The sequence below is a fragment of the Cognatilysobacter tabacisoli genome (genome assembly GCF_003586305.1).
GTDB classification, from domain to species: Bacteria; Pseudomonadota; Gammaproteobacteria; order Xanthomonadales; family Xanthomonadaceae; genus Cognatilysobacter_A; species Cognatilysobacter_A tabacisoli.
Map to the genome: position 1 here is coordinate 1,012,355 of NZ_QXJI01000001.1, position 19,314 is coordinate 1,031,668.

Sequence of the window (19,314 nt, forward strand, 5' to 3'; positions counted from 1 at the left end):
CATCCGCAACGGTCCGCGATTGGGTATCGTCCGGCCCACCCGTTGCCGAGGAATTCCGCATGACCAAGCCGTCACTTCCGTCGCTGCTGGCGCTGTCGCTGTGCGCGGCGCTCGCTGCCTGCACCGGCACCGTCAGCACCGGCGGCGACCGCGCCGCCACCGGCGCGTCCACCCCAGCCTCGGGCTCACCCGACGCCGCGACCACGGCGCCCAACGGCATGCGCGTCACCGAAGTGGCGACCGGCCTCGTGCACCCGTGGGCCGTCGCCCTGCTGCCGGACGGCGGCTTCCTCGTCACCGAGCGCGGCGGCACGCTGCGCCGCGTCGGCGCCGACGGCGCGGTGTCGGCGCCGCTGTCGGGCGTGCCGACGGTGTGGGCGCAGGGCCAGGGCGGCCTGCTCGACGTGGTCCTCGCACCGGACTTCGCGCAGAGCCAGCGCATCTACCTCAGCTACTCGGAGGCCGGCGAAGACGGCACCGCCGGGACCGCGGTCGCGACCGCCACGCTCGGCGCGACCGGGCTGACCGACGTCCGCCGCATCTACCAGCAGCAGCCCAAGCTCGAGGGGCCGAACCACTTCGGCTCGCGCATCGCGTTCGACGGCGCCGGCCACGTCTTCATCAGCCAGGGCGAACGCAACGACCGCCCGAGTTCGCAGAAGCTGGACATGCTGCAGGGCAAGCTGGTCCGGCTGAACCTCGACGGCAGCGTGCCGCAGGACAACCCGTTCGTCGGCCGTGCCGATGCGCGCCCGGAGATCTGGAGCTACGGCCACCGCAACATGCAGGGCATGGCCGTCGACCCCGCCAGCGGCAAGGTCTGGCAGAGCGAGCACGGCCCGCGCGGCGGCGACGAGCTCAACATCCCGCAGCCCGGCAAGAACTACGGCTGGCCGGTGGTCACGCACGGCATCAACTACTCCGGGCTGAAAATTCCCGAGGCCGTCGGCAAGGAAGCGCCGGGCATGGAGCCGCCGCACCACGTGTGGGAGGTGTCGCCGGGCCTGTCGGGCATGGCGTTCTACCGCGGCCGCGACGGCGCGGCATGGAACGACAGCCTGTTCCTCGGCGCACTGGCCCAGCGAGCGGTGATACGTCTGTCGCTCGACGGCGACCGCATCACCGGCGAGGAGCGCCTGCTCGAGGACCGCGGCGAGCGCATCCGCGACGTGCGGGTCGGCGCCGACGGCAACGTCTACGTGGTCACCGACGAGAAGGACGGCAAGCTGCTGAAGATCGAGCCACCGAAGGCCGGCTGACCCGCAAGGCCGGATGGCCGGCGACCGACCCGGAGCGCGGACCCGCGAAGTCGCCTCCGGGTGGCGAGCAGAGCGCAGGCCGCCGGCGCATCCCGGATGCGGCCTGCGGTGTTCGCCGCGCTGCGGGTGCCGAACCCGCACGGCCGCTACCGGACCGGGGCTGCCTCGCTGGCGATGTCGCAGCGCCTCCGGATTCGGGCCGGCCGCGCGCATCGTCTAAAATGCACGGTCGACGCGCCGCGCGACCCCACTCCCCCGGTTGTTTCCATGTCCTCTGCCTTCGGCACCGAAACCGTGCTGGACGTCCGTCACTGGACGGACGCCTACTTCAGCTTCACCACTACCCGCGACGACGGCTTCCGCTTCGACAACGGCCAGTTCGTGATGATCGGGCTGGAGGTCGAGCAGCCCGACGGCACGCGCCGTCCGCTGATGCGCGCGTATTCGATCGCCAGCGCGAACTGGGAAGAGCAGCTGGAGTTCTTCAGCATCAAGGTGGCGAACGGACCGCTGACCTCGCGGCTGCAGCACATCCGGCCGGGCGACACCGTGCTGATCGGGCGCAAGCCGACCGGCACGCTGCTGATCAGCGACCTGCACCGCGGACGCAACCTGTACCTGCTCGGCACCGGCACCGGTTTCGCGCCGTGGCTGTCGATCGTCAAGGATCCGGAGACGTACGAGCGGTTCGAGCGCGTGGTCCTTTGCCACGGCGTGCGCAACGCGGTCGACCTCGCCTACCGCGACTACATCGTCAACGAGCTGCCGCGCCACGAGTACCTCGGCGAGCAGATCTCGCGCCAGCTGCTGTACTACCCGGCGGTGTCGCGCGAGGCGTTCACCTTCAACGGCGCCGATCACCGCGGACGGCTGACCGAGCTGATGGACAGCGGCCGGATGATGGCGCAGCTCGGCCTCGACGCGCTGGACCCCGAGCACGACCGCGCGATGATCTGCGGCAGCCCGCAGATGCTCGCGGATTTCCGCGCGATCCTCGACGCGCGCGGCTTCAGCGCGGCGCCGCGGATCGGCGTGCCGGGGCAGTACGTGTTCGAGCGCGCCTTCGTCGAGAAGTAGCGCGCGCGCCGCAACGCGTCAGTGCCACAGCCCGAGGATCAGGCCGAAAAGCAGGAACTGCGCGGCGTGGTAGCCGCCGTCGATGAGCCACAGCGCGAAGGAGCGCTGGGCGAACTGGTAGTTGATGCCGAAGCTGGCGGCGACGAACCCGATCCCCGCAACGGCGCCCGCCTTGAGCGCGGCATCGAGCGCGGGCGCGGGCCCGAGCCACCACGCGAACGCGGCGGCGGCCACCAGCGAGAACACGAAGCTGAAGCCGAACACCTTGGCCGGATGGCCGGCAGGCACCTCGCCGCCGTTCTCGCGGTTCCACGCGCGGCCGAACAGCAGCGGCGAGTACCACAGGCCGCCCAGCACGAAACTCGACACGGCGGCCAGCAGGATGGCGAACAGGTTCACGGCGAGTTCCTCGGATGGACGGCGCGATCATCGCGCGCCGGACCGTCGTCCGTCGCTCTGCCAGATGCGCCGTCTGGCGCCGACGGCCGATCGCGCAGGACCGACGGCGCGGCATCCGCTGACGGCATCCACGCGGCATGGGACACCGAGCCCGAGCGCCCGGCGACGCGTCTACTCGCCGCCGTAGCGCAGCCACACCGCTGCTTCGGCCTCGTTGCCGAACACGCGCGCGTCGAAGCCGCGCTCGCGCGCGAAGATCTCGGCGACCTCGACCAGCGGGATCTGGTGGTCGTGGGCCTCGACGTAGGCGATGCGCAGCCCGTCGAAGAAGCCGCTGTCGGCCATCGCATGGACGAAGGCCTGCAGCTGCTCGGGCGGCGGCGGGTCGCCGAGCATGTCGTCGACGACCAGCAGCTCGCGCGGCTTCAGCGCCTGCACCTGCTCGCCGATCGCAGTCCAGTACGCCACCGTCGTTTCCAACGTGCCGTTGACGCCGGCCACGTGCGCGCGCAGCCGCGTGCCGTGCGGTTGGAAGGCGATCCGAAAGGTCGGCGCGTCCGGCACCGTCGCAGTCCACGCTGGAGTCAACCCAGCGCGGCCTCGATGTCGGCGGCGATCGACTCGGGCTTGTCGGTCGGCGCGTAGCGCTTGATGACCTTGCCGTCGCGGCCGACCAGGAACTTGGTGAAGTTCCACTTGATCGCGTCGAAGCCCAGCAGGCCGCCCTTCTCGTCCTTCAGCCACTTCCACAGCGGGTGCGCGGCGTCGCCGTTGACGTCGACCTTGGCGAACATCGGGAACGTCACGTCATAGGTCAGCGAGCAGAAATTCTTGATGTCGGCTTCGTCGCCCGGCTCCTGGTGGCCGAACTGGTCGCACGGAAACCCTAGCACCGCGAAGCCGCGGTCGGCGTAGGAACGCTGCAGCGCCTCCAGGCCGGTGTACTGCGGGGTGAAGCCGCACTTGGACGCGACGTTGACCACCAGCAGGACCTTGCCGCGCCAGTCCTCCAGCGACCGCGGCTGGCCGTCGATGTCGGTGGCGGTGAAATCGTAGGCGGTGGTCATGGCGGCGGTCTCCGAGGGATGGCTGAAGGATAGCCCGGGGCGTGGCGGCCGATGCACCCGCGGTGCGAAACCGTCGCATGCGTGCCCCCCGGCATGCCGGCTCGATCACGTGCCGCCGCGTCCGGGTGCGCGCGCCCGCCGGAAACGACAACGCCGGGCAAGCCCGGCGTGTCGATGGATCGTGCGGCGTCGCGCGCCGCGGAGCGGAGGCGTCAGAAGCGCGCCTTGAACTCCACGCCGACGATGCGCGGCTCGTTGATGAAGCCGGTGAGGTTGTTGAAGTCGATGCCGCCGACCGCCTGCACTTCGTCGAGGATGTTGCGGCCGAACAGCGCTAGGTCGTACTGGCCGTTGTTCCAGCCGTAGCCGACGCGCAGGCCGCCCTCGAGCAGCGCCTTGCCGCGGAACTCGGCGGCCTCGTACAGGAAGAAGTTGACCTCGCTGCGGTACGCCCAGTCGGTGAACACGTAGAACTCGCCGCTGTCGCCGACCGGCAGGCCGTAGCGCGCGGTGACGTTGTAGACCCACTTGGGCGCCTGCGGCAGCGGGTTGCCGTCGATCAGCACCGTGCCCGGACGCGCCGGGTCCGGGTTGGCCGGGTCGAGCACGGTGCAGCCGCCGCCGCACGGGGCGACGGCGAGCGTCGCGTCGTCGATCTCGGTGTCGTTGTAGCTGGCACCGAAGGTCATCATCAGGTTGTCGGTCAGGTAGGCGTCGAAGTCGAGCTCGAAGCCCTGGCCGTGGGCCTGGTCGGCGTTGAGCAGGATCGTCTGGTTGGTGCCGCCGCCGACCGCGTTGAGCTGCTGGTCGTCGACGTCGTAGCGGAACACCGAGAAGCCCATGCGCGCACGCTTGTCCCACAGGTCGGCCTTGACGCCGGCCTCGTACGAGATCACTTCCTCGGCCGCGGCGATCGACAGCGACGGCTGCGCCTGGAACAGCAGGCGGCCCTGGATCGACGGCGCGCGGAAGCCCTTGGCCACGCGGCCGTAGACGTTGACGTCCGGGGTGACGGCGTACACGGCGCTCGCGTCCCAGCTGACGTCGTCGACGTCGGTGGTGGCCGGAATCGGGCCGGTGACCGGCGCGCCGAACGGCACGTTGGCCTCGATCACGCGCGCGGTGAAGTCCTTCTCGTCCTGGGTGTAGCGCAGGCCGCCGCGCAGCGTCAGCTTGTCGGTCGCCTTCCAGTCGAGCGAGCCGTACGCGGCCCACGCCTTGTTGCGCTGTTCCTGCTGCGCCCAGCCGTTGCGCGCGCCGGCGCCGAACAGCGTGTCGTAGTTGAAGCTGTCGACGGTGATGTCCTCGTCGAAGTAGAACAGGCCGGCCTGCCAGTTCAGCGGCGCGGCGTAGTTCGACTCCAGGCGGAACTCCTGGGTGATCTGGCGGTGGTTCGGCAGGCCGTCGGCCGACTCGGCCGCGAACGGGATGAAGCCCGGGCCCGAGGGCTGGAAGAACACCGCGCCGACGCCGCCGTCGATGTCGCCGCGACTGAACGACTCGGCCGTCTCGTAGCCGGTGATCGAGTACAGCGTCAGGTCGTTGCCGAGCTCCCAGCTCAGGCGCGCGCCGGCGCCGAAGGTGTCGAGCGTCTGCTGGTTGCGGCCGTCGATCGACACCTTCTCCGGGTCGAAACCGTCGACCAGGTCGTTGGTGCCCGGCTTGAAGATGTTGGCGCGGAACAGCCGCGCGGTGCCGTTGAGGTGGCGCGCGTGGACGTTGAACAGCGCTTCGAACGTATCGCTGCCGTCGTACTGCAGCTGCACGCGCGCGGCGGACTCGTCGTAGCCCTCGAGGTTCGGGTTGGTGCGGGCATTCGGATTGGTGTTGTCGACCCACTCCTCGCGGCGCTGGAACAGCACCGACGCGCGCGCCGACCAGTTCTCGCCGATCGGGCCGCCGACGGCGCCCTCGGTGTTGATCGTGCCGTACGTGCCGTACGCGACCTGGCCGTAGCCCTCGAGCTCGCGGGTCGGCTTGGCCGACTCGAACTTGACCACGCCGGCCGGCGTGTTGCGGCCGAACAGCGTGCCCTGCGGGCCGCGCAGCAGCTCGACGTTCTCGACGTCGAACACCGGGAAGCCCTTCAGCAGCGGGTTCTCCTGCACGACGTCGTCGTACACCAGCGACACCGGCTGCGACGCGTTGAGGTCGAAGTCGGTGTTGCCGAGGCCGCGGATGTAGAAGCGCGGGAACGCGCGGCCGAACGACGACTCGATATTGAGGCTCGGCAGCCGGCCGGACAGGAAGCGGATGTCGCCGCCGCCCGAGCCGAGCACGTCCAGCTTCTCGGCGTCGACGGTGGTCAGCGCGATCGGCACGTCCTTGGCCCGCTCGACGCGGCGCTGCGCGGTCACGACCAGGGCGTCGAGCGTCTTGGCGTCGGTGCTGGCCGGCGCGTCGGCGGCGGGCGCGGCGTCCTGCGCGGCGGCGATCGGCGCGACCAGGGTCAGGGCGATGGCGAGGGACAGGGCGTGGCGCGGAAGCGAGCGGGAGCGCTGCGACATGGGAGGCGGTCTCGATGGGCGGGCGTCGTGGGGGACGCGGGACGGGTCGGATGGCCGGCGTGCACTGCCGGAAGCTGTCTGACGGGGCCGTCCCATGACGGCCGGGCGCGGGCGGTCCGCGCCATCTCAACGGATGGGCCCGGCAAATGTTACCGCATCGTGAAAGCGGCTGTACCTTTGCGTACGCGTGCCTGCGAAGAACCGGGGTGATGACCCCGGGCACGTCCCGGCGGGCCAAGCGCCCGGCGCTGCCGCACGCCGTCCAAAAAATAAGCGCGCGCCGCGGTGCTCCCGCGGCGCGCGCCGGTGATCTGCCCTGCGGTCAGTGGTGGGCCGGCTCGGACACCTGCTTCACGACCTCCAGGGTCTCGCGGTCGCGGCCGTGCAGCGCGATGTCGGCCTGCGCGACCATGCCGCACAGTCGGCCGTCGGCATCGACGACCGGCAGGCGGCGCACGCGCTGCGCCTCCATTAGGTCGCAGGCGTCGGCCAGCGTCCGGGTGGCCTCGATCGTCATCGCGGGCGAACTCATGCAGTCCGTCGCGCAGGCGGCGTTGGCATCGCGGCCGTCGGCCAGCAGGCGCACGACGATGTCGCGGTCGGTCACCACGCCGACCGGATGGCCGGCGGCGTCGATCACCGGGATCTGGCCGCAGTCGTTGTCGCGCATCAGCTTGGCGACTTCGTGCAGCGGGGTGTCGGCCGAGCACGCGGCCGGGTTCGGGGTCATGGCGGAACGGACGTCCATGGCAGGTGGCTCCGAGGGTGGGGGTGGAACGCAGCGTCGCGCCGTGCGGGTCGCCGATGCGTGAATCGCGACGGATGCCGACACACTGGTTCAGGCTGCGCGCCGCATTCAGTGCGGAGCATGCCTTTCGTCATGGGTCCGTTCCGACCCCATCGGCTACCCTGCGGGACGTTTGTCACCCCTGACGAGGCTCACCGATGAAGCACCCTCTCGCGCTGGCGCTGGCCTTGGCGCTCGCCGCCACGGCCCCCACGTATGCCCAGACCGCCAAAGCTGAGTCCGCCGTGACCGCGCAATCCTCCAACCCGCTGTTCGTCGAAAGCACGCTGCCGCTGCAGTACCCGCACTTCGACAAGATCAAGGACACCGACTTCGCTCCGGCCATCGAGCGTGGCATGGCCGAACAGCTGGCCGAGATGGAGGCGATCGCCAACAACAAGGCCAAGCCGACCTTCGACAACACCATCGTGCCGATGGAGAAGTCCGGCCGCCTGCTGAGCCGTTCGCTGTCGGTACTGTTCAACCTGCTCAGCGCCGACACCAACCCGGTGCGCGAGAAGCTGCAGGCGGAGTTCGCGCCGAAGCTGTCCGCGCACCGCGATGCGATTTCGCTGAACCCGAAGCTCTACGCGCGGGTCAAGGCGCTGTACGACGCGCGCACGACGCTGGGGCTGGACGCCGAGAGCGTGCGCCTGGTCGAGCGCTACCACACCGATTTCGTCCGCGCCGGCGCGAGCCTGACCGAGGCGCAGAAGGCCCGCGTCAAGGCGATCAACGGCGAGCTGGCATCGCTGGGCACGAAGTTCAGCCAGAACGTGCTGGCCGAAGTGAACGCCTCGGCCGTCGTCGTGGACCGCAAGGAAGACCTCGCCGGCCTGTCGGACGAGCAGATCGCCGCGGCGGCCGAAGCGGCCAAGACGCGCAAGCTCGACGGCAAGTACGTGATCGCGCTGCTGAACACCACCGGCCAGCCGGCCGAGGCGCAGCTCGAGAACCGCGCGCTGCGCGAGCGCCTGCACAAGGCCTCGGTCGCCCGCGGCGCGCGCGGCAACGAGTTCGACAACACCGCGATCGTCGCCAAGGTCACCCAGCTGCGCGCCGAGCGCGCGAAGATCATGGGCTACGACAACTACGCGGCGTACGTGCTCGAGGACGAAACCGCGAAGACCCCGCAGGCGGTCAACGCGATGCTCGCCCAGCTCGCCCCGGCGGCGGTCGCCAACGCCAAGCGCGAAGCGGCCGAACTGCAGGCGATGATCGACAGCGAGCAGAAGGCCAAGGGCCAGCCGACGTTCCAGCTGCAGCCGTGGGACTGGGCCTACTACTCCGAGAAGGTCCGCGCCGCGAAGTACGCGTTCGACGAGTCCCAGCTCAAGCCCTACCTCGAGCTCAAGCGCGTGCTGGAAGACGGCGTGTTCTTCGCCGCCGGCCAGCTGTACGGCCTGAAGTTCAAGGAGCGCACCGACCTGCCGAAGTACCACCCGGACACCTCGGTCTACGACGTGTTCAACGAGGACGGCTCGCAGCTGGCGATCTTCATCTTCGATCCGTACGCGCGCCCGTCCAAGCGCGGCGGCGCGTGGATGAACTCGTACGTCGAGCAGAACAAGCTGTTCGGCACGCTGCCGGTGGTCGCCAACCACCTCAACATCCCGAAGCCGTCCGAAGGCAAGCCGACGCTGCTCACCTGGGATGAGGTCACCACCACGTTCCACGAGTTCGGCCACGCGCTGCACGGCATGTTCTCGGACGTGAAGTACCCGTATTTCTCGGGCACGAGCGTGCCGCGCGATTTCGTCGAGTACCCGTCGCAGGTCAACGAGATGTGGGCCGACTGGCCTTCGATCCTGGCCAACTACGCCAAGCACTACCAGACCGGCGCGCCCATGCCGAAGGAACTGCTGGACAAGGTCGTGGCTGCGTCGAAGTTCAACCAGGGCTTCGCGACGACCGAGTACCTCGGCGCCGCCCTGCTCGACCAGAACTGGCACCAGGCGACCGCGGACCAGCTGCCCGAGGCGAGCGGAGTGATGGCGTTCGAAGCCGCCGCGCTGAAGAAGGATGGCGTCGACTTCGCTCCGGTGCCGCCGCGCTACAAGACGCCGTACTTCAGCCACATCATGGGCGGCTATGCGGCCGGCTACTACGCGTACATCTGGTCCGAAGTGCTCGACGCCAACAGCGTGCAGTGGTTCAAGAACAACGGCGGCCTGACCCGCGCCAACGGCGACCACTTCCGCAAGACGCTGCTGTCGCAGGGCGGCGCCACCGAAGCGCTGCAGCTGTTCCGCAACTTCGCCGGCCACGAGCCGAAGATCGAGCCGCTGCTCGAGAAGCGCGGCCTGACGGCGACCACCGCCGACGGCGCGCCGCCGGTCGACACCGGTTCGAAGAAGTAAGCCGCGCCAACGCGCAAGCGAAACCGCCCGGAGCGATCCGGGCGGTTTTTTTGTGCCGAGAATCCGATCGCGGATCAGTCTCCGCCGCCTCCCCCACCGCCGCCATCGCCGCAACTGCCGCCGTCAGCGCCGTCGCATGCGTCGGGGCCGGCCCCCGCGCCGAGGTAGACCACCGGCGCATCACCGCCGCGCGCCGACCCTGCGCGCGAGCCGCGCGACCCGCCGACACGCGACGCCAGCAGCACCGCACCGCCCACGGCGACCAGCGCCGCAATCACCCATCCGATCGACTCCATCGCCCTTCTCCTGCCGCTGCGGCCCAGCGCCGCATCGCCAGCGTTGCCGCGGGAGATGACGCTTGGATGACACCCGCGTGCGCCGCCGACCGGCGGCGCCGCGCGCTTGCTAGCATCGACGCATGTCTGTCGCTCCGTCCCGCTCCTCCCTCCCCGCGCCCGATCCCGCCGCCGCTGCGGCGCTGCGACGCTGGCTCGATTCGCATCGGCGCGTGTTCGTCCTCACCGGCGCTGGCATCAGCACGGCGTCCGGAATCCCGGACTACCGCGGCGCGGACGGCCAGTGGAAGCGCCGCGCGCCGATCACCTACCAGGCGTTCACCCAGGACCGGCTGATGCGCGGCCGCTACTGGGCGCGCAGCTTCGTCGGCTGGCCTGGGGTGGCGTCGGCGCGGCCCAACGCCTCACATGAAGCCTTGGCCCGGCTCGAATCGGCCGGCCGGCTCGCCCCGCTGGTCACGCAGAACGTCGACGGCCTGCATGCCCGCGCCGGTCATCGCGACGTGATCGACCTGCACGGCCGGCTCGACCTGGTCCGCTGCCTCGACTGCGACCACGCACTCCCGCGCGCGGCGCTACAGCAGCCGCTGGCGGACGCGAACCCGGCGTGGGTCGACCGCACGGCCGCGGCCGCGCCGGACGGCGACGCCGACCTCGACGACGCCGACTTCAGCACGTTCGTCGCGCCGGCCTGCCCGCGCTGCGACGGACTGCTGAAGCCCGACGTGGTGTTCTTCGGCGAGAACGTGCCCCGCGCGCGCGTCGACGCGGCCCACGCCGCGCTGCACGACGCCGACGCCGTGCTGGTCGCCGGTTCGTCGCTGATGGTGTACTCCGGCTACCGCTTCGCGAAGATGGCGCGCGCGGCCGGCAAGCCGCTGGCGCTGCTGACCCGCGGCGTGACGCGCGCCGACGACCTCGCCACGTTGAAGCTCGACGCCGACTGCGGCGCCACGCTGGAAGCGGCTGTCGACTGAGTCGATACACGCTGCTGCCGCGGCGGTACGCCTCGACCGCGAAGATTGCTCTGCGCGGCCGCAAGCGCGTCCATGAGGGGCGCGCCAGCCCGCATCGTGCCGGAGCGAGAAGCGCTTCAGCGCCCGCGGTTGAGGTCGAGGAAGATCTCGCGCGCGGCGACGCCGACGTCGGGCTGGTCAATGAAGAAGCCCTGCACGCCCAGTCCGTACAGCTGCACCGCTTCGGCCAGCGCGCTCTGGTCAACTCCGTTGGCGCCCTGGGTCAGGAACGGCTCCTCGGCGCGCAGCGTGTACGGATGCACCTGCAGGCCGGCCTGCAGCGCCCACGACAGCGCCGGATGCACGAGCCCGAGGTTGCGCGTGCCGAGTTCGGCACGGCCGTCGCCGTCGGCGTCCTGCTTCGGCGACAGCGCGACGCGCGGCAGCAGGTTCCCCTTCCACGGCCCGATGCCCGACGCGTAATTCGCCTTCATCCAGCGCAGCACGGGCTCGGTGGCAAGCGTGCCGTAGCGCGTGCGTTCGCCGAGCCCGCCGTCGACCACCGCGCCCAGCTCGCCGTACAGCGCGCCGAGGTCGGCGCCCCGGCGCACGTTGTAGCGCAGGTCGTACGGCGTGGCCGTGTGGAAATCGTCGTACAGCTGCACCAGCGGCACATCGATGCCGGCCGACGGCAGCAGCGAGCGCTTGAGTTCGATCAGGTTCTCGACCTCGAAGCTCTGGATGAAGACCCGCGACGGGTCGGTGAAGCCCTCGGCAACCAGCGTCTCGACCAGTTTGGCGCCGAGCGAGACGTTGATCGGCGCGCCGTCCAGCCGCCGGCCCTCGCGGGCGAAATACGTCGGGTGCTTGGTTTCCGGGTACACGCCGATGACGCGGCCGCCGCGGCTCTCGCGCTTGGCCAGCTGCACCACCTCGGCAAAGGTCGGGATCGGGTACATGCCGTCGAAGCGGGTGTTGTCGGGGCGGATCGCCGGGATGCGCTCGCGCGCGCGCAGCGTCTTCAGCTCGGCGAGCGTGAAGTCCTCGGTGAACCAGCCGGTCACCGACTGGCCGTCGACGGTCTTGGTGGTGCGCCGCCCCCCGAACTCCGGGCGCGAGGCCACGTCGGTGGTGCCCGAGATCTCGTTCTCGTGACGCGCCACCAGTACGCCGTCGCGGGTGGCGACGAGGTCGGGCTCGATGAAGTCGGCGCCCATGCGGATCGCCAAGCGATACGCCTCGAGCGTGTGCTCGGGCCGGTAGCCGCTGGCGCCGCGGTGGGCGATCACGATCAGGCCCTGCGTGTCGCGGTGGCGGGAATCGTGCACGGGGGTGGCGTCCTGGGCGGGCAGCGGCAGCGGGCCCGCGGCGAGAGCCAGCAGGACGAAGGCCGGAACGAGCTTACGGCAGCGCAGGGGAAGGGCGCGCAGGCGCATCGGTGTCTCTCCTTGGAGGGGGGCGCCGACTCCCCTGTGCGCCGGCCGAAGCAGGCTGACCGGGCGACGTTGCGCCCGCTTGACCGTTTCGCGTCAGCGTTGGCGACCTCGCCGCTAGCGCACCGCCGCGTAGCCGCCCGGCACGCCGCGCGGGGACAGCACCAGCTGCCAAAGCTGCGTGCGCCGGCTCCGGAACGCCGCCATCGACGCCGACAGGTAGTACCGCCACATGCGCCGGAAGCGCTCGTCGTACGACGGCGGCAGGGTCGGCCAGGCGCGCTCGATGTTGTCGCGCCATGCCTGCAAGGTGCGGTCGTAGTCCGGGCCGAAGCCGTGCCAGTCCTCGACCACGAAGCGGCCCTCGCAGGCCGACGCGATCTGCCGCATCGACGGCAGCATCGAGTTCGGAAAGATGTAGCGTCCGATCCACGGGTCGGTGTGGTCGACCGACACATTGCCGCCGATCGTGTGCAGCAGGAACAGCCCGCCTCCGGTCGCGGCCTCGTCGCGCAGGCAGCGCCGGACGACGTCGAAGTACGTGCGATAGTTGCGCACGCCGACGTGCTCGAACATGCCCAGCGAGAAGATCCGGTCGAAGCCTGCTGCGTCGTCGCCGCCGTCCGCTCCCAGCGCGCGGTAGTCCTGCACCCGGATCTCGACCGGCAGGCCCACGCAGCGCTCGCGCGCATACGCGGCCTGCCGCTCCGACACGGTGACGCCGACGCCGGAGATCCCGTAGCGCTCGGCCGCGAAGGCCAGGGCCTCACCCCAGCCGCAGCCGATGTCGAGCGCGCGCATGCCGGCGCGCAGTCCGAGCTTGCGGCAGACCAGGTCCAGCTTGGCCTCCTGCGCCGCGTCGAGGTCCGCTGCCTCACGCCAGTAGCCGCAGCTGTACACCAGCCGCGCGCCGAGCATCGCCGCGTACAGATCGTTGCCGAGGTCGTAGTGCCGCTGCCCGACGATGAAGCTGCGGCGCTGGGTCTGCAGGTTGCTCAGCCGCGCGCGGATGAAGTCGAGCAGCTCCGCGGCGCCGTGGACCTGCTGATCCAGGTGCGCGTCGAGCAGCTTGAACAGCAGCACGTCGAGCGGCCCGACCGGGTCCCACCAGCCGTCCATGTACGACTCGCCCAGGCCCAGCGAGCCCTGCGCGAGCAGCCGCGCATAGAGGCGCTCGTCGTGCACCTGCAGGTCGCCCGGCCGGGCGCCACCGATCGCGATGTCGGCGGCCGTCAGCAGGTGTTCGACGCGGTGGCGGAACGGGTGCAGCGCCATCAACCCTCCTCGCTCGACGGAGGCTGGCGCGGCCGGCATCAAGGCCGCGTGGCGACGCCGGGCGGCTCAGCCCGCAGGCGGCGCCGGGCCCTCCTGGAACATCGCCCGGTACGCGGGCGCGACGTGCGGCAGCAGCACGGCGGCAGGCACCTCGACCGTCTGCACGCCGTCGGAGTACGGACCCACCTGGTACGGCGCGAACACGAAGCGCAGCGCGACCAGCTTGCCGTCGGGCGCGACGACCGGCTCGAACTGCGAGAAGTTCGCCGGCGCCGGCTCGGTGCCGGCGTCGATCATCGCCCCGGCGTTCTTGACCACGTCGGCGCGCTCGGCCGGGTCGAGGTCGTCGGCGTCGACCCGCTGCGACAGCGCCACGTGCAGCTGCTCGCGGACGAAGCGCGCGATCGCCTGCCAACCGGCCGGGTCGGGCACCAGGTCCTGCGCCGTCAGCCGACGGTCCTGCGCCGGCAGCCAGACGAAGCGCTCGAGGATCGGCGCGCCGTGCGCGCCGCCGGTGTAGCTGCTGCCGTCGGCGGCGACCGCGACCAGCGTCGGCGAGTCGAGCACTTCGGTGAAGCTCAGCGACAGGTCGTACGGGGACGCACCCGGCGCGGTGCCGCGTTCCTTGGCCGCCTCGACCAGCGTGGCGCGCGATCGGTCGGCGAAGGCGCGCAGCTCGTTGGCGAGCTTGGGGTACTTCGCCATCGACGGCGGGTAGCTGATGCCGATGACGTAGTCCGGCGTGGTCTCGACCACGTCCTTCAGCTCGACCGTCGCCGGGGCCGGCGTGGGCGCTGCGGGTGCGGTCGCCGGCGGTGCGTCGCCCTCGCGCCGGCACCCGCTCGACAACAGCGCACCGATCAGCAACGTCGAACCGATCAGCTGTGCGCGCGTCATGGGTGTCCTGCCCTGGAGTCGTTGGGCCGCCAGTATCGCGGGTCGGCGTGATGCCGGCATGCATGGGACGGTGGCGCCGCGCGCAGCAAAGGCCGACCGCGGCCACGCGGGCCACTCGGCATCGCGATCGGCAGCGCCGATGGCCGCGGCCCGGCGCGGCTCAGGCCGACGCGAGCGCGCGCGCCAGCTGGTCGAGGTCGAACGGCTTGGTCAGGATCGTCCCGACGGCGCCGCGCTCGTGCAGCACGTCGCGGTCGTGCCCGGAAGCGAACACCACCCGGCGAATTCGCCCCTCCGCGCCGAGCCGTTCGGCCAGCTCGATGCCGGAGTACTTCGGCAGCTCGACGTCGGTGACCAGGACGTCCCACTCGTCGGCGTGGGCGCGCGCGAGCGCGACGTCCGGATCGCCAACCGATGCGTAGCGGTGCCCCAGCAGCGCCAGCATCTCTTCCATCAGGTAGCGCTCGTCGGGCGAGTCGTCGACATACAGCACCCGCAGCGGCGACGACGCCGCGGGTCCGCGCAGCGCCGCCTCGCGCTGGGCCAGCAGCCCGTGCACGCGGCGGGCCAGGTCGTCGGCGTCGTACGGCTTGTCGATGAGCTCCACCGCCCCGTCGAGCGCGCCGCTGCGCGCGAGCAGGTCGCCCGCGTACCCCGAGGTGTAGAGGACCGCGAGGTGCGGCACGTGCTCGCGCGCCAGTCGGACGAGTTCGGGCGCTCGCATGCGCCCGGGCATCACCACGTCCGTGAACAGCAGGTCCGGGGCGATGCCCGAATCGATCATCGTCCACGCGGTCGCCGCGTCGGGCGCCTGCATCACCGCGTAGCCGAGCGACTCGAGGATGCTGACCGACACCGCCGCCACCGCAGGGTCGTCTTCGACGACCAGGATGCGCTCACCGTGCCCGCGCAAGGCGGGCGCCGGCGCCTCGACCGCCGCGGGGACAGTCTTGTCGGTCGCCGGCAGGTACATCGACACCGTGGTGCCGCCGCCGGGCTCGCTGTCGACCTCGATGTGGCCGCCGCTCTGCTGCACGAAGCCGTAGACCATCGGCAGGCCGAGCCCGCTGCCCTTGCCGACCGACTTGGTAGTGAAGAACGGCTCGTAGATGCGCGATAGCACGTCCGGCCCCATCCCGACGCCCTCGTCGCGCACGCGAACCCGCACGTAGCGCTCGTGCCCGCGGCCGAACGCGTCGCCGTCGACGAGATCGCAGTCGATGCTCACCGTGCCGCCGGCCGGCATCGCGTCGCGCGCGTTGATCGCCAGGTTCAGCAGCGCGTTGTCGAACTGGTGGGCGTCGGCGTCGACGCAGTACAGGCCTTCGCCGACGTTCCACGCCAGCCCGATGTCGACGCCTTCGGCCAGCGCGCGCTCGAGGATGTCGCGCAGCCCGAGCAGGTGCGCACCGACGTCGAACACCTCGGTGTGCAGCGGGTGCCGGCGCGCGAACGTCAGCAGCTGCGAGGCCAGCTTGGCGCCGCGGCGCACCGCCGCCGACGCCGAGCGTGCGCGTTCGGCCGCGTCCGGCGGCAGCCCGGGTGCGGCCTGCAGCAGGCTCAGGTTGGCGCTGATGACCTGCAGCAGGTTGTTGAAGTCATGCGCGATGCCGCCGGTCAGCTGGCCGATGGCCTCGAGCTTCTGCGCCTGCAGCAGCGCGCTCTCGGCCGCCCGCCGCTCCTGCTCGCTGGCCTCGAGCGCGCGCGTGCGCTCCTCGACCAGCTCGGCCAGGCCGGCGTGGTAGCGGGCGAGTTCGGCCTGCGCCGCCGCCTGCTCGGTGATGTCGTTGCCCTGCACGAGGATGCCGGACACCTGCCCGTCGGCGTCGCGCACCGGCTGGTAGACGAAGTCCAGCACCACCTCGGCGAACTCGCCCGGTGCCGTCTCCAGCGCCAGGCGCACGCCGCGGCCGACGAAGGGCTCGCCGGTCGAATAGACGCGGTCGAGCAGCGCCAGGAAGCCCTGCGCGGCGATCTCCGGCACGACCTCGGAAACGCGCCGGCCGACGAACAGGCGCGGGCCGACGATGCGCTGGTATTCGCGGTTGAACAGCGTGTAGACGTGCTCGGGCCCGTGCAGGTAGGCCATGAAGCCCGGCGCCTGGTCGAACAGCTTCAGCAGCTCGGTGCGCTGGCGCTCCAGCTCCAGGTTGGTGTCGTGCATCCGGCGGGCACGGCCGAACACGCTGCCCTCCATCTTCTCGCGCGCCAGCGGCGACGGCGCCCGCGCGCTCTCGAGCTCCTGCTTGAGGTACTGCAGCTCGGTGACGTCCATCGTGTTCTGCAGCACGTGCGTCACCTGCCCGGACGCATCGCGCAGCGGCGTATTGGTGGCCGTCCAGAAGCGCTCCTCGATGACCACGCCGTCGGCGGTCTGGACCGGGATCGCGTAGCGGATCAGCTCGAGCACGTCGGTCTCGCCGTCGTCGAGTGCGCGGCGCAGCGAGCGCTGCAGCCGGCACACGGCCTCGTTGCCCTCGGGGCTGCCGTCGCCCGGGAACGCGTCGAACACCCGCACCCCGACCAGATCGGCGCGCGCGCAGCCGACCACTGCCAGGTAGGCGTCGTTCATTTCGACGAACCGCAGGTCGCGGTCGAGCACCATGTAGGGGTTCGGCGATCGCGCGAACACCTGTTGCCAGTCCAGACCGCTCACGACGCACTCCAGCGTGCCTGCCCGGCCCCGTCGGCCCCGTTCAAGGATGTCAGCAACAGGTGCAGGATTCGTGAATCCCGGTGCGGCCGGGCGCGTTTCGCGGACCGCCGGTCAAAACTCCGTGCGCTGCGGCAGCAGCCCGCGCAGCTCCGCATCCGTGAGGTTCCGCCACTGCCCGATCTTCAGGTGCCCGAGCTTGACGTTGCCGATGCGCACGCGCACCAGCGTCTTGACCCGGTAGCCGAAGTGCGCCGCCATCAGCCGGATCTGCCGGTTCAGGCCCTGCACGATCGTGATCCGGAAGCCGAACTTGCCGAGCCGACCGGTCTTGCACGGCAGCGTGGTCTCGCCGTGCACCGGCACGCCGCGGGCCATGCCGCGCAGGAACTCGTCGGTCACCGCGTGGTTGACCGCGACCAGGTACTCCTTCTCCAGCTTGTTCTCGGCGCGCAGGATCTCGTTGACGATGTCGCCGTTGCTGGTCAGCAGGATCAGGCCCTCGGAATCCTTGTCCAGCCGACCGATCGGGAAGATCCGCTTCTCGTGGCCGACGAAGTCGACGATGTTGTCCTTGACCCCGGACTCGGTCGTGCAGGTGACGCCGACCGGCTTGTTCAGCGCGATGTAGACGTGCTTGCGCTGCCCCTTGGCGGCCGTGCGTACCTCCAGCTTCTGGCCGTCGACCAGCACCGTGTCGCCGTCGCCGACCTCCGCGCCGATGCGCGCGCGCACGCCGTTGACGGTGACCCGGCCCTCGGCGACCAGCCGGTCGGCCTCGCGGCGCGAGCAGAAGCCGGTGTCGCTGATGTGCTTGTTCAGGCGCATGCCGTTCGGGCTCGCTGGGGGCGGCGTGGGGGGCGCGCATGCTGGCACAAAGCCGCTGCCCGCGCACGGCCGTGCCCGACCGGCGGGCGACGAAGCTGCCGCGCCGCGTCGCTTTTCAGCCGAGCAGGTCGGTCACTTCCGGGTGGCGCTCGACCCACGCGGCCGCGTACGAGCAGGCCGGCCGCACCTTGAGCCCGGCCGATCGGGCATGCGCGAAGGCCGCCTCGACCAGGCGCGAGGCGATGCCGCGGCCGCCAATGGCCTCGGGCACGCCGGTGTGGGTGATCGTCAGGGTGTCGCCATGCAGTTGGTACTCGAGCTCGGCGCGGTGGCCGTCGAGCTCCACGGTGAAGCGCCGGGCAGCGGCGTCGTGGGCAATCGCGGATTCGGTCATGGCGGGCTCCGGGCAGGTCAGTCGGGCGGGTCGAGGCAGTATCGCCAGCGCGGCGATCAAGGGCCGATGACGGACGCGCCGCCGCGCCGGGGCGGTGACGCAATCGCCCCTGGCCGGCGGCCAGAAGCCGATGGGGGATCCCCTCCCCCGCCGTCGGGCGGGGCGCGCGGTCCGGGTGGCACGGTCCCTGCGTTGGACCTCTTACCAGGGGAACGGAGCACGTCCATGCAGCAGATCCCTCGCCTGCCGGCCGACTCGGCCAGCGACGATTTCCTGATCCACCGCCTGTACGAACTGGCCATGGCCGGGGGCGACGGCAGCAGCGAATGGCAGCGCCTCGACGAGGTGGTCTACACCCGCCTGATCGACGCCTACGGCTGCGAAGCGCCGGACCTGCGACCGCGCCTGGTGGCCTGACCCGCGGCGGGCGGCCCGGCCCGCCGCCCGGCCGTCGTCAGAACGACGGCGACATCAGCCGCTGCAGGAACACGCCGGCGATGCGCGGCTCCATCAGCAGCATGAACAGCACACCGTAGATCGCGCCCGACAGGTGCGCGCTGTGGTTGGTGTTGTCCGTGCCCTTGCGGTCCATCCAGAACGAATAGCCGACATAGAACACGCCGTAGAGGATCGCCGGCACCGGCAGGAAGAAGATGAAGATCAGCGACCACGGGTTGATCAGGATGAAGGCGAACAGCACCGCCGACACCGCACCGGAGGCGCCCAGGCTCCGGTAGCGCGCATCGTGCCGATGGCGCAGGTAGGTGGGCAGGATCGCGATCACGATCGCCGACAGGTAGAACGCGATGAAGCCGATCGGCCCGATCAGCTCGGTGATCACCTGCTCGGCGAACCGGCCGAAGAAGAACAGCGTGATCATGTTGAACAGCAGGTGCTGCCAGTCGGCATGGATGAAGCCGTGCGTCAGCAGCCGGTCGAACTGCTTCTTCCGGTCGATCGCGGGCGGCCACAGGATCAGGCGATCGAGCAGGCGCGGCCGCTCGAAGGCCAGCCACGACACCAGCACGGTGATCGCGATCAGGGCGTAGGTCAGCATGCGGCAGGCTCTCCGGGTCGTGCGTTGGCGCGCGGCAGGCGAGCCGGCGCGCGGATGCCGACCGGCGCC

The 19,314-nt window shown here is 70.8% G+C and carries 18 protein-coding genes; 5 read left to right on the forward strand and 13 right to left on the reverse strand.

Annotation, left to right across the window (positions count from 1 at the left end):
- The first annotated feature begins 59 nt into the window (after window positions 1-59).
- Window positions 60-1,259 (forward strand): PQQ-dependent sugar dehydrogenase, encoded by a 1,200-nt coding sequence (locus D3A60_RS09190; protein WP_119718371.1) that lies wholly within the window; start codon window positions 60-62, stop codon window positions 1,257-1,259.
- Between the two features lie 267 nt (window positions 1,260-1,526).
- Window positions 1,527-2,336, forward strand: a complete 810-nt coding sequence (locus D3A60_RS09195) for a ferredoxin--NADP reductase (RefSeq protein ID WP_119718372.1) — start codon at window positions 1,527-1,529, stop codon at window positions 2,334-2,336.
- An 18-nt stretch (window positions 2,337-2,354) separates the two neighbouring features.
- Here D3A60_RS09195 and D3A60_RS09200 read toward each other — a convergent pair whose 3' ends face one another.
- From D3A60_RS09200 to D3A60_RS09220, 5 genes are all read right to left on the reverse strand, one after another.
- Window positions 2,355-2,735 carry a DUF1761 domain-containing protein gene (locus D3A60_RS09200; protein ID WP_119718373.1) on the reverse strand — a complete coding sequence of 127 codons (381 nt, stop codon included), beginning with the start codon at window positions 2,733-2,735 and terminating at the stop codon, window positions 2,355-2,357.
- Between the two features lie 171 nt (window positions 2,736-2,906).
- Complete coding sequence (locus D3A60_RS09205) at window positions 2,907-3,299, reverse strand: hypothetical protein (protein ID WP_119718374.1); 393 nt, start codon at window positions 3,297-3,299, stop codon at window positions 2,907-2,909.
- Window positions 3,300-3,319: 20 nt separating this feature from the next.
- A complete protein-coding gene (locus tag D3A60_RS09210; RefSeq protein ID WP_119718375.1) occupies window positions 3,320-3,802 on the reverse strand; it encodes a glutathione peroxidase in 483 nt (160 codons plus the stop codon).
- Between the two features lie 212 nt (window positions 3,803-4,014).
- A complete protein-coding gene (locus D3A60_RS09215) occupies window positions 4,015-6,309 on the reverse strand; it encodes a TonB-dependent receptor (protein WP_119718376.1) in 2,295 nt (764 codons plus the stop codon).
- Between the two features lie 322 nt (window positions 6,310-6,631).
- Entirely contained in the window at window positions 6,632-7,057 is a 426-nt protein-coding gene (locus D3A60_RS09220) for a CBS domain-containing protein (RefSeq protein ID WP_119718377.1), read from the reverse strand.
- Between the two features lie 197 nt (window positions 7,058-7,254).
- Here D3A60_RS09220 and D3A60_RS09225 point away from each other — a divergent pair, with 197 nt between their 5' ends.
- On the forward strand, window positions 7,255-9,456 hold the full coding sequence (locus tag D3A60_RS09225; protein WP_119718378.1) for a M3 family metallopeptidase: 2,202 nt from the start codon (window positions 7,255-7,257) through the stop codon (window positions 9,454-9,456).
- A 74-nt stretch (window positions 9,457-9,530) separates the two neighbouring features.
- Here D3A60_RS09225 and D3A60_RS09230 read toward each other — a convergent pair whose 3' ends face one another.
- A complete protein-coding gene (locus D3A60_RS09230) occupies window positions 9,531-9,752 on the reverse strand; it encodes a hypothetical protein (RefSeq protein WP_119718379.1) in 222 nt (73 codons plus the stop codon).
- 122 nt (window positions 9,753-9,874) lie between these two features.
- Between D3A60_RS09230 and D3A60_RS09235 the strand changes: the two genes are divergently transcribed.
- Window positions 9,875-10,729 carry an NAD-dependent protein deacetylase gene (locus D3A60_RS09235; RefSeq protein ID WP_119718380.1) on the forward strand — a complete coding sequence of 285 codons (855 nt, stop codon included), beginning with the start codon at window positions 9,875-9,877 and terminating at the stop codon, window positions 10,727-10,729.
- Between the two features lie 116 nt (window positions 10,730-10,845).
- On the opposite strand, the gene D3A60_RS09240 is transcribed toward D3A60_RS09235, so the two are convergent.
- The 6 genes from D3A60_RS09240 to D3A60_RS09265 all read right to left on the reverse strand — a co-directional run bounded on the left by D3A60_RS09240 (window position 10,846) and on the right by D3A60_RS09265 (window position 18,188).
- Window positions 10,846-12,144: a glycerophosphodiester phosphodiesterase family protein gene (locus tag D3A60_RS09240; RefSeq protein WP_119718381.1), complete on the reverse strand. Its 1,299-nt coding sequence runs from the start codon at window positions 12,142-12,144 to the stop codon at window positions 10,846-10,848.
- Window positions 12,145-12,258: 114 nt separating this feature from the next.
- Window positions 12,259-13,416 (reverse strand): cyclopropane fatty acyl phospholipid synthase, encoded by a 1,158-nt coding sequence (gene cfa, locus D3A60_RS09245; RefSeq protein WP_119718382.1) that lies wholly within the window; start codon window positions 13,414-13,416, stop codon window positions 12,259-12,261.
- Window positions 13,417-13,482: 66 nt separating this feature from the next.
- Window positions 13,483-14,313 carry a DUF3298 and DUF4163 domain-containing protein gene (locus tag D3A60_RS09250; protein WP_119718383.1) on the reverse strand — a complete coding sequence of 277 codons (831 nt, stop codon included), beginning with the start codon at window positions 14,311-14,313 and terminating at the stop codon, window positions 13,483-13,485.
- Between the two features lie 160 nt (window positions 14,314-14,473).
- Window positions 14,474-16,969 carry a response regulator gene (locus D3A60_RS09255; RefSeq protein WP_157981448.1) on the reverse strand — a complete coding sequence of 832 codons (2,496 nt, stop codon included), beginning with the start codon at window positions 16,967-16,969 and terminating at the stop codon, window positions 14,474-14,476.
- A gap of 111 nt (window positions 16,970-17,080) precedes the next feature.
- Window positions 17,081-17,794, reverse strand: coding sequence for a pseudouridine synthase (locus D3A60_RS09260; protein WP_119718385.1), 714 nt, complete (start codon window positions 17,792-17,794; stop codon window positions 17,081-17,083).
- 115 nt (window positions 17,795-17,909) lie between these two features.
- Window positions 17,910-18,188 carry a GNAT family N-acetyltransferase gene (locus D3A60_RS09265; protein WP_119718386.1) on the reverse strand — a complete coding sequence of 93 codons (279 nt, stop codon included), beginning with the start codon at window positions 18,186-18,188 and terminating at the stop codon, window positions 17,910-17,912.
- Between the two features lie 225 nt (window positions 18,189-18,413).
- On the opposite strand from D3A60_RS09265, the gene D3A60_RS09270 reads away from it, so the two are divergent.
- Window positions 18,414-18,605 carry a hypothetical protein gene (locus tag D3A60_RS09270; protein ID WP_119718387.1) on the forward strand — a complete coding sequence of 64 codons (192 nt, stop codon included), beginning with the start codon at window positions 18,414-18,416 and terminating at the stop codon, window positions 18,603-18,605.
- A 37-nt stretch (window positions 18,606-18,642) separates the two neighbouring features.
- Here D3A60_RS09270 and D3A60_RS09275 read toward each other — a convergent pair whose 3' ends face one another.
- Window positions 18,643-19,245, reverse strand: a complete 603-nt coding sequence (locus D3A60_RS09275) for a rhomboid family intramembrane serine protease (RefSeq protein ID WP_119718388.1) — start codon at window positions 19,243-19,245, stop codon at window positions 18,643-18,645.
- Between the last annotated feature and the right edge of the window lie 69 nt (window positions 19,246-19,314).

Bases quoted from the DNA above. Each gene is read 5' to 3' on its own strand.
- D3A60_RS09220 (WP_119718377.1), bottom strand. From the start codon at position 7,057: ATGGACGTCCGTTCCGCCATGACCCCGAACCCGGCCGCGTGCTCGGCC.
- D3A60_RS09210 (WP_119718375.1), bottom strand. From the start codon at position 3,802: ATGACCACCGCCTACGATTTCACCGCCACCGACATCGACGGCCAGCCG.
- D3A60_RS09230 (WP_119718379.1), bottom strand. From the start codon at position 9,752: ATGGAGTCGATCGGATGGGTGATTGCGGCGCTGGTCGCCGTGGGCGGT.
- D3A60_RS09240 (WP_119718381.1), bottom strand. From the start codon at position 12,144: ATGCGCCTGCGCGCCCTTCCCCTGCGCTGCCGTAAGCTCGTTCCGGCC.
- D3A60_RS09270 (WP_119718387.1), top strand. From the start codon at position 18,414: ATGCAGCAGATCCCTCGCCTGCCGGCCGACTCGGCCAGCGACGATTTC.
- D3A60_RS09235 (WP_119718380.1), top strand. From the start codon at position 9,875: ATGTCTGTCGCTCCGTCCCGCTCCTCCCTCCCCGCGCCCGATCCCGCC.
- D3A60_RS09265 (WP_119718386.1), bottom strand. From the start codon at position 18,188: ATGACCGAATCCGCGATTGCCCACGACGCCGCTGCCCGGCGCTTCACC.
- D3A60_RS09195 (WP_119718372.1), top strand. From the start codon at position 1,527: ATGTCCTCTGCCTTCGGCACCGAAACCGTGCTGGACGTCCGTCACTGG.
- D3A60_RS09250 (WP_119718383.1), bottom strand. From the start codon at position 14,313: ATGACGCGCGCACAGCTGATCGGTTCGACGTTGCTGATCGGTGCGCTG.
- D3A60_RS09225 (WP_119718378.1), top strand. From the start codon at position 7,255: ATGAAGCACCCTCTCGCGCTGGCGCTGGCCTTGGCGCTCGCCGCCACG.
- D3A60_RS09260 (WP_119718385.1), bottom strand. From the start codon at position 17,794: ATGCGCCTGAACAAGCACATCAGCGACACCGGCTTCTGCTCGCGCCGC.
- D3A60_RS09215 (WP_119718376.1), bottom strand. From the start codon at position 6,309: ATGTCGCAGCGCTCCCGCTCGCTTCCGCGCCACGCCCTGTCCCTCGCC.
- cfa (WP_119718382.1), bottom strand. From the start codon at position 13,416: ATGGCGCTGCACCCGTTCCGCCACCGCGTCGAACACCTGCTGACGGCC.
- D3A60_RS09275 (WP_119718388.1), bottom strand. From the start codon at position 19,245: ATGCTGACCTACGCCCTGATCGCGATCACCGTGCTGGTGTCGTGGCTG.
- D3A60_RS09190 (WP_119718371.1), top strand. From the start codon at position 60: ATGACCAAGCCGTCACTTCCGTCGCTGCTGGCGCTGTCGCTGTGCGCG.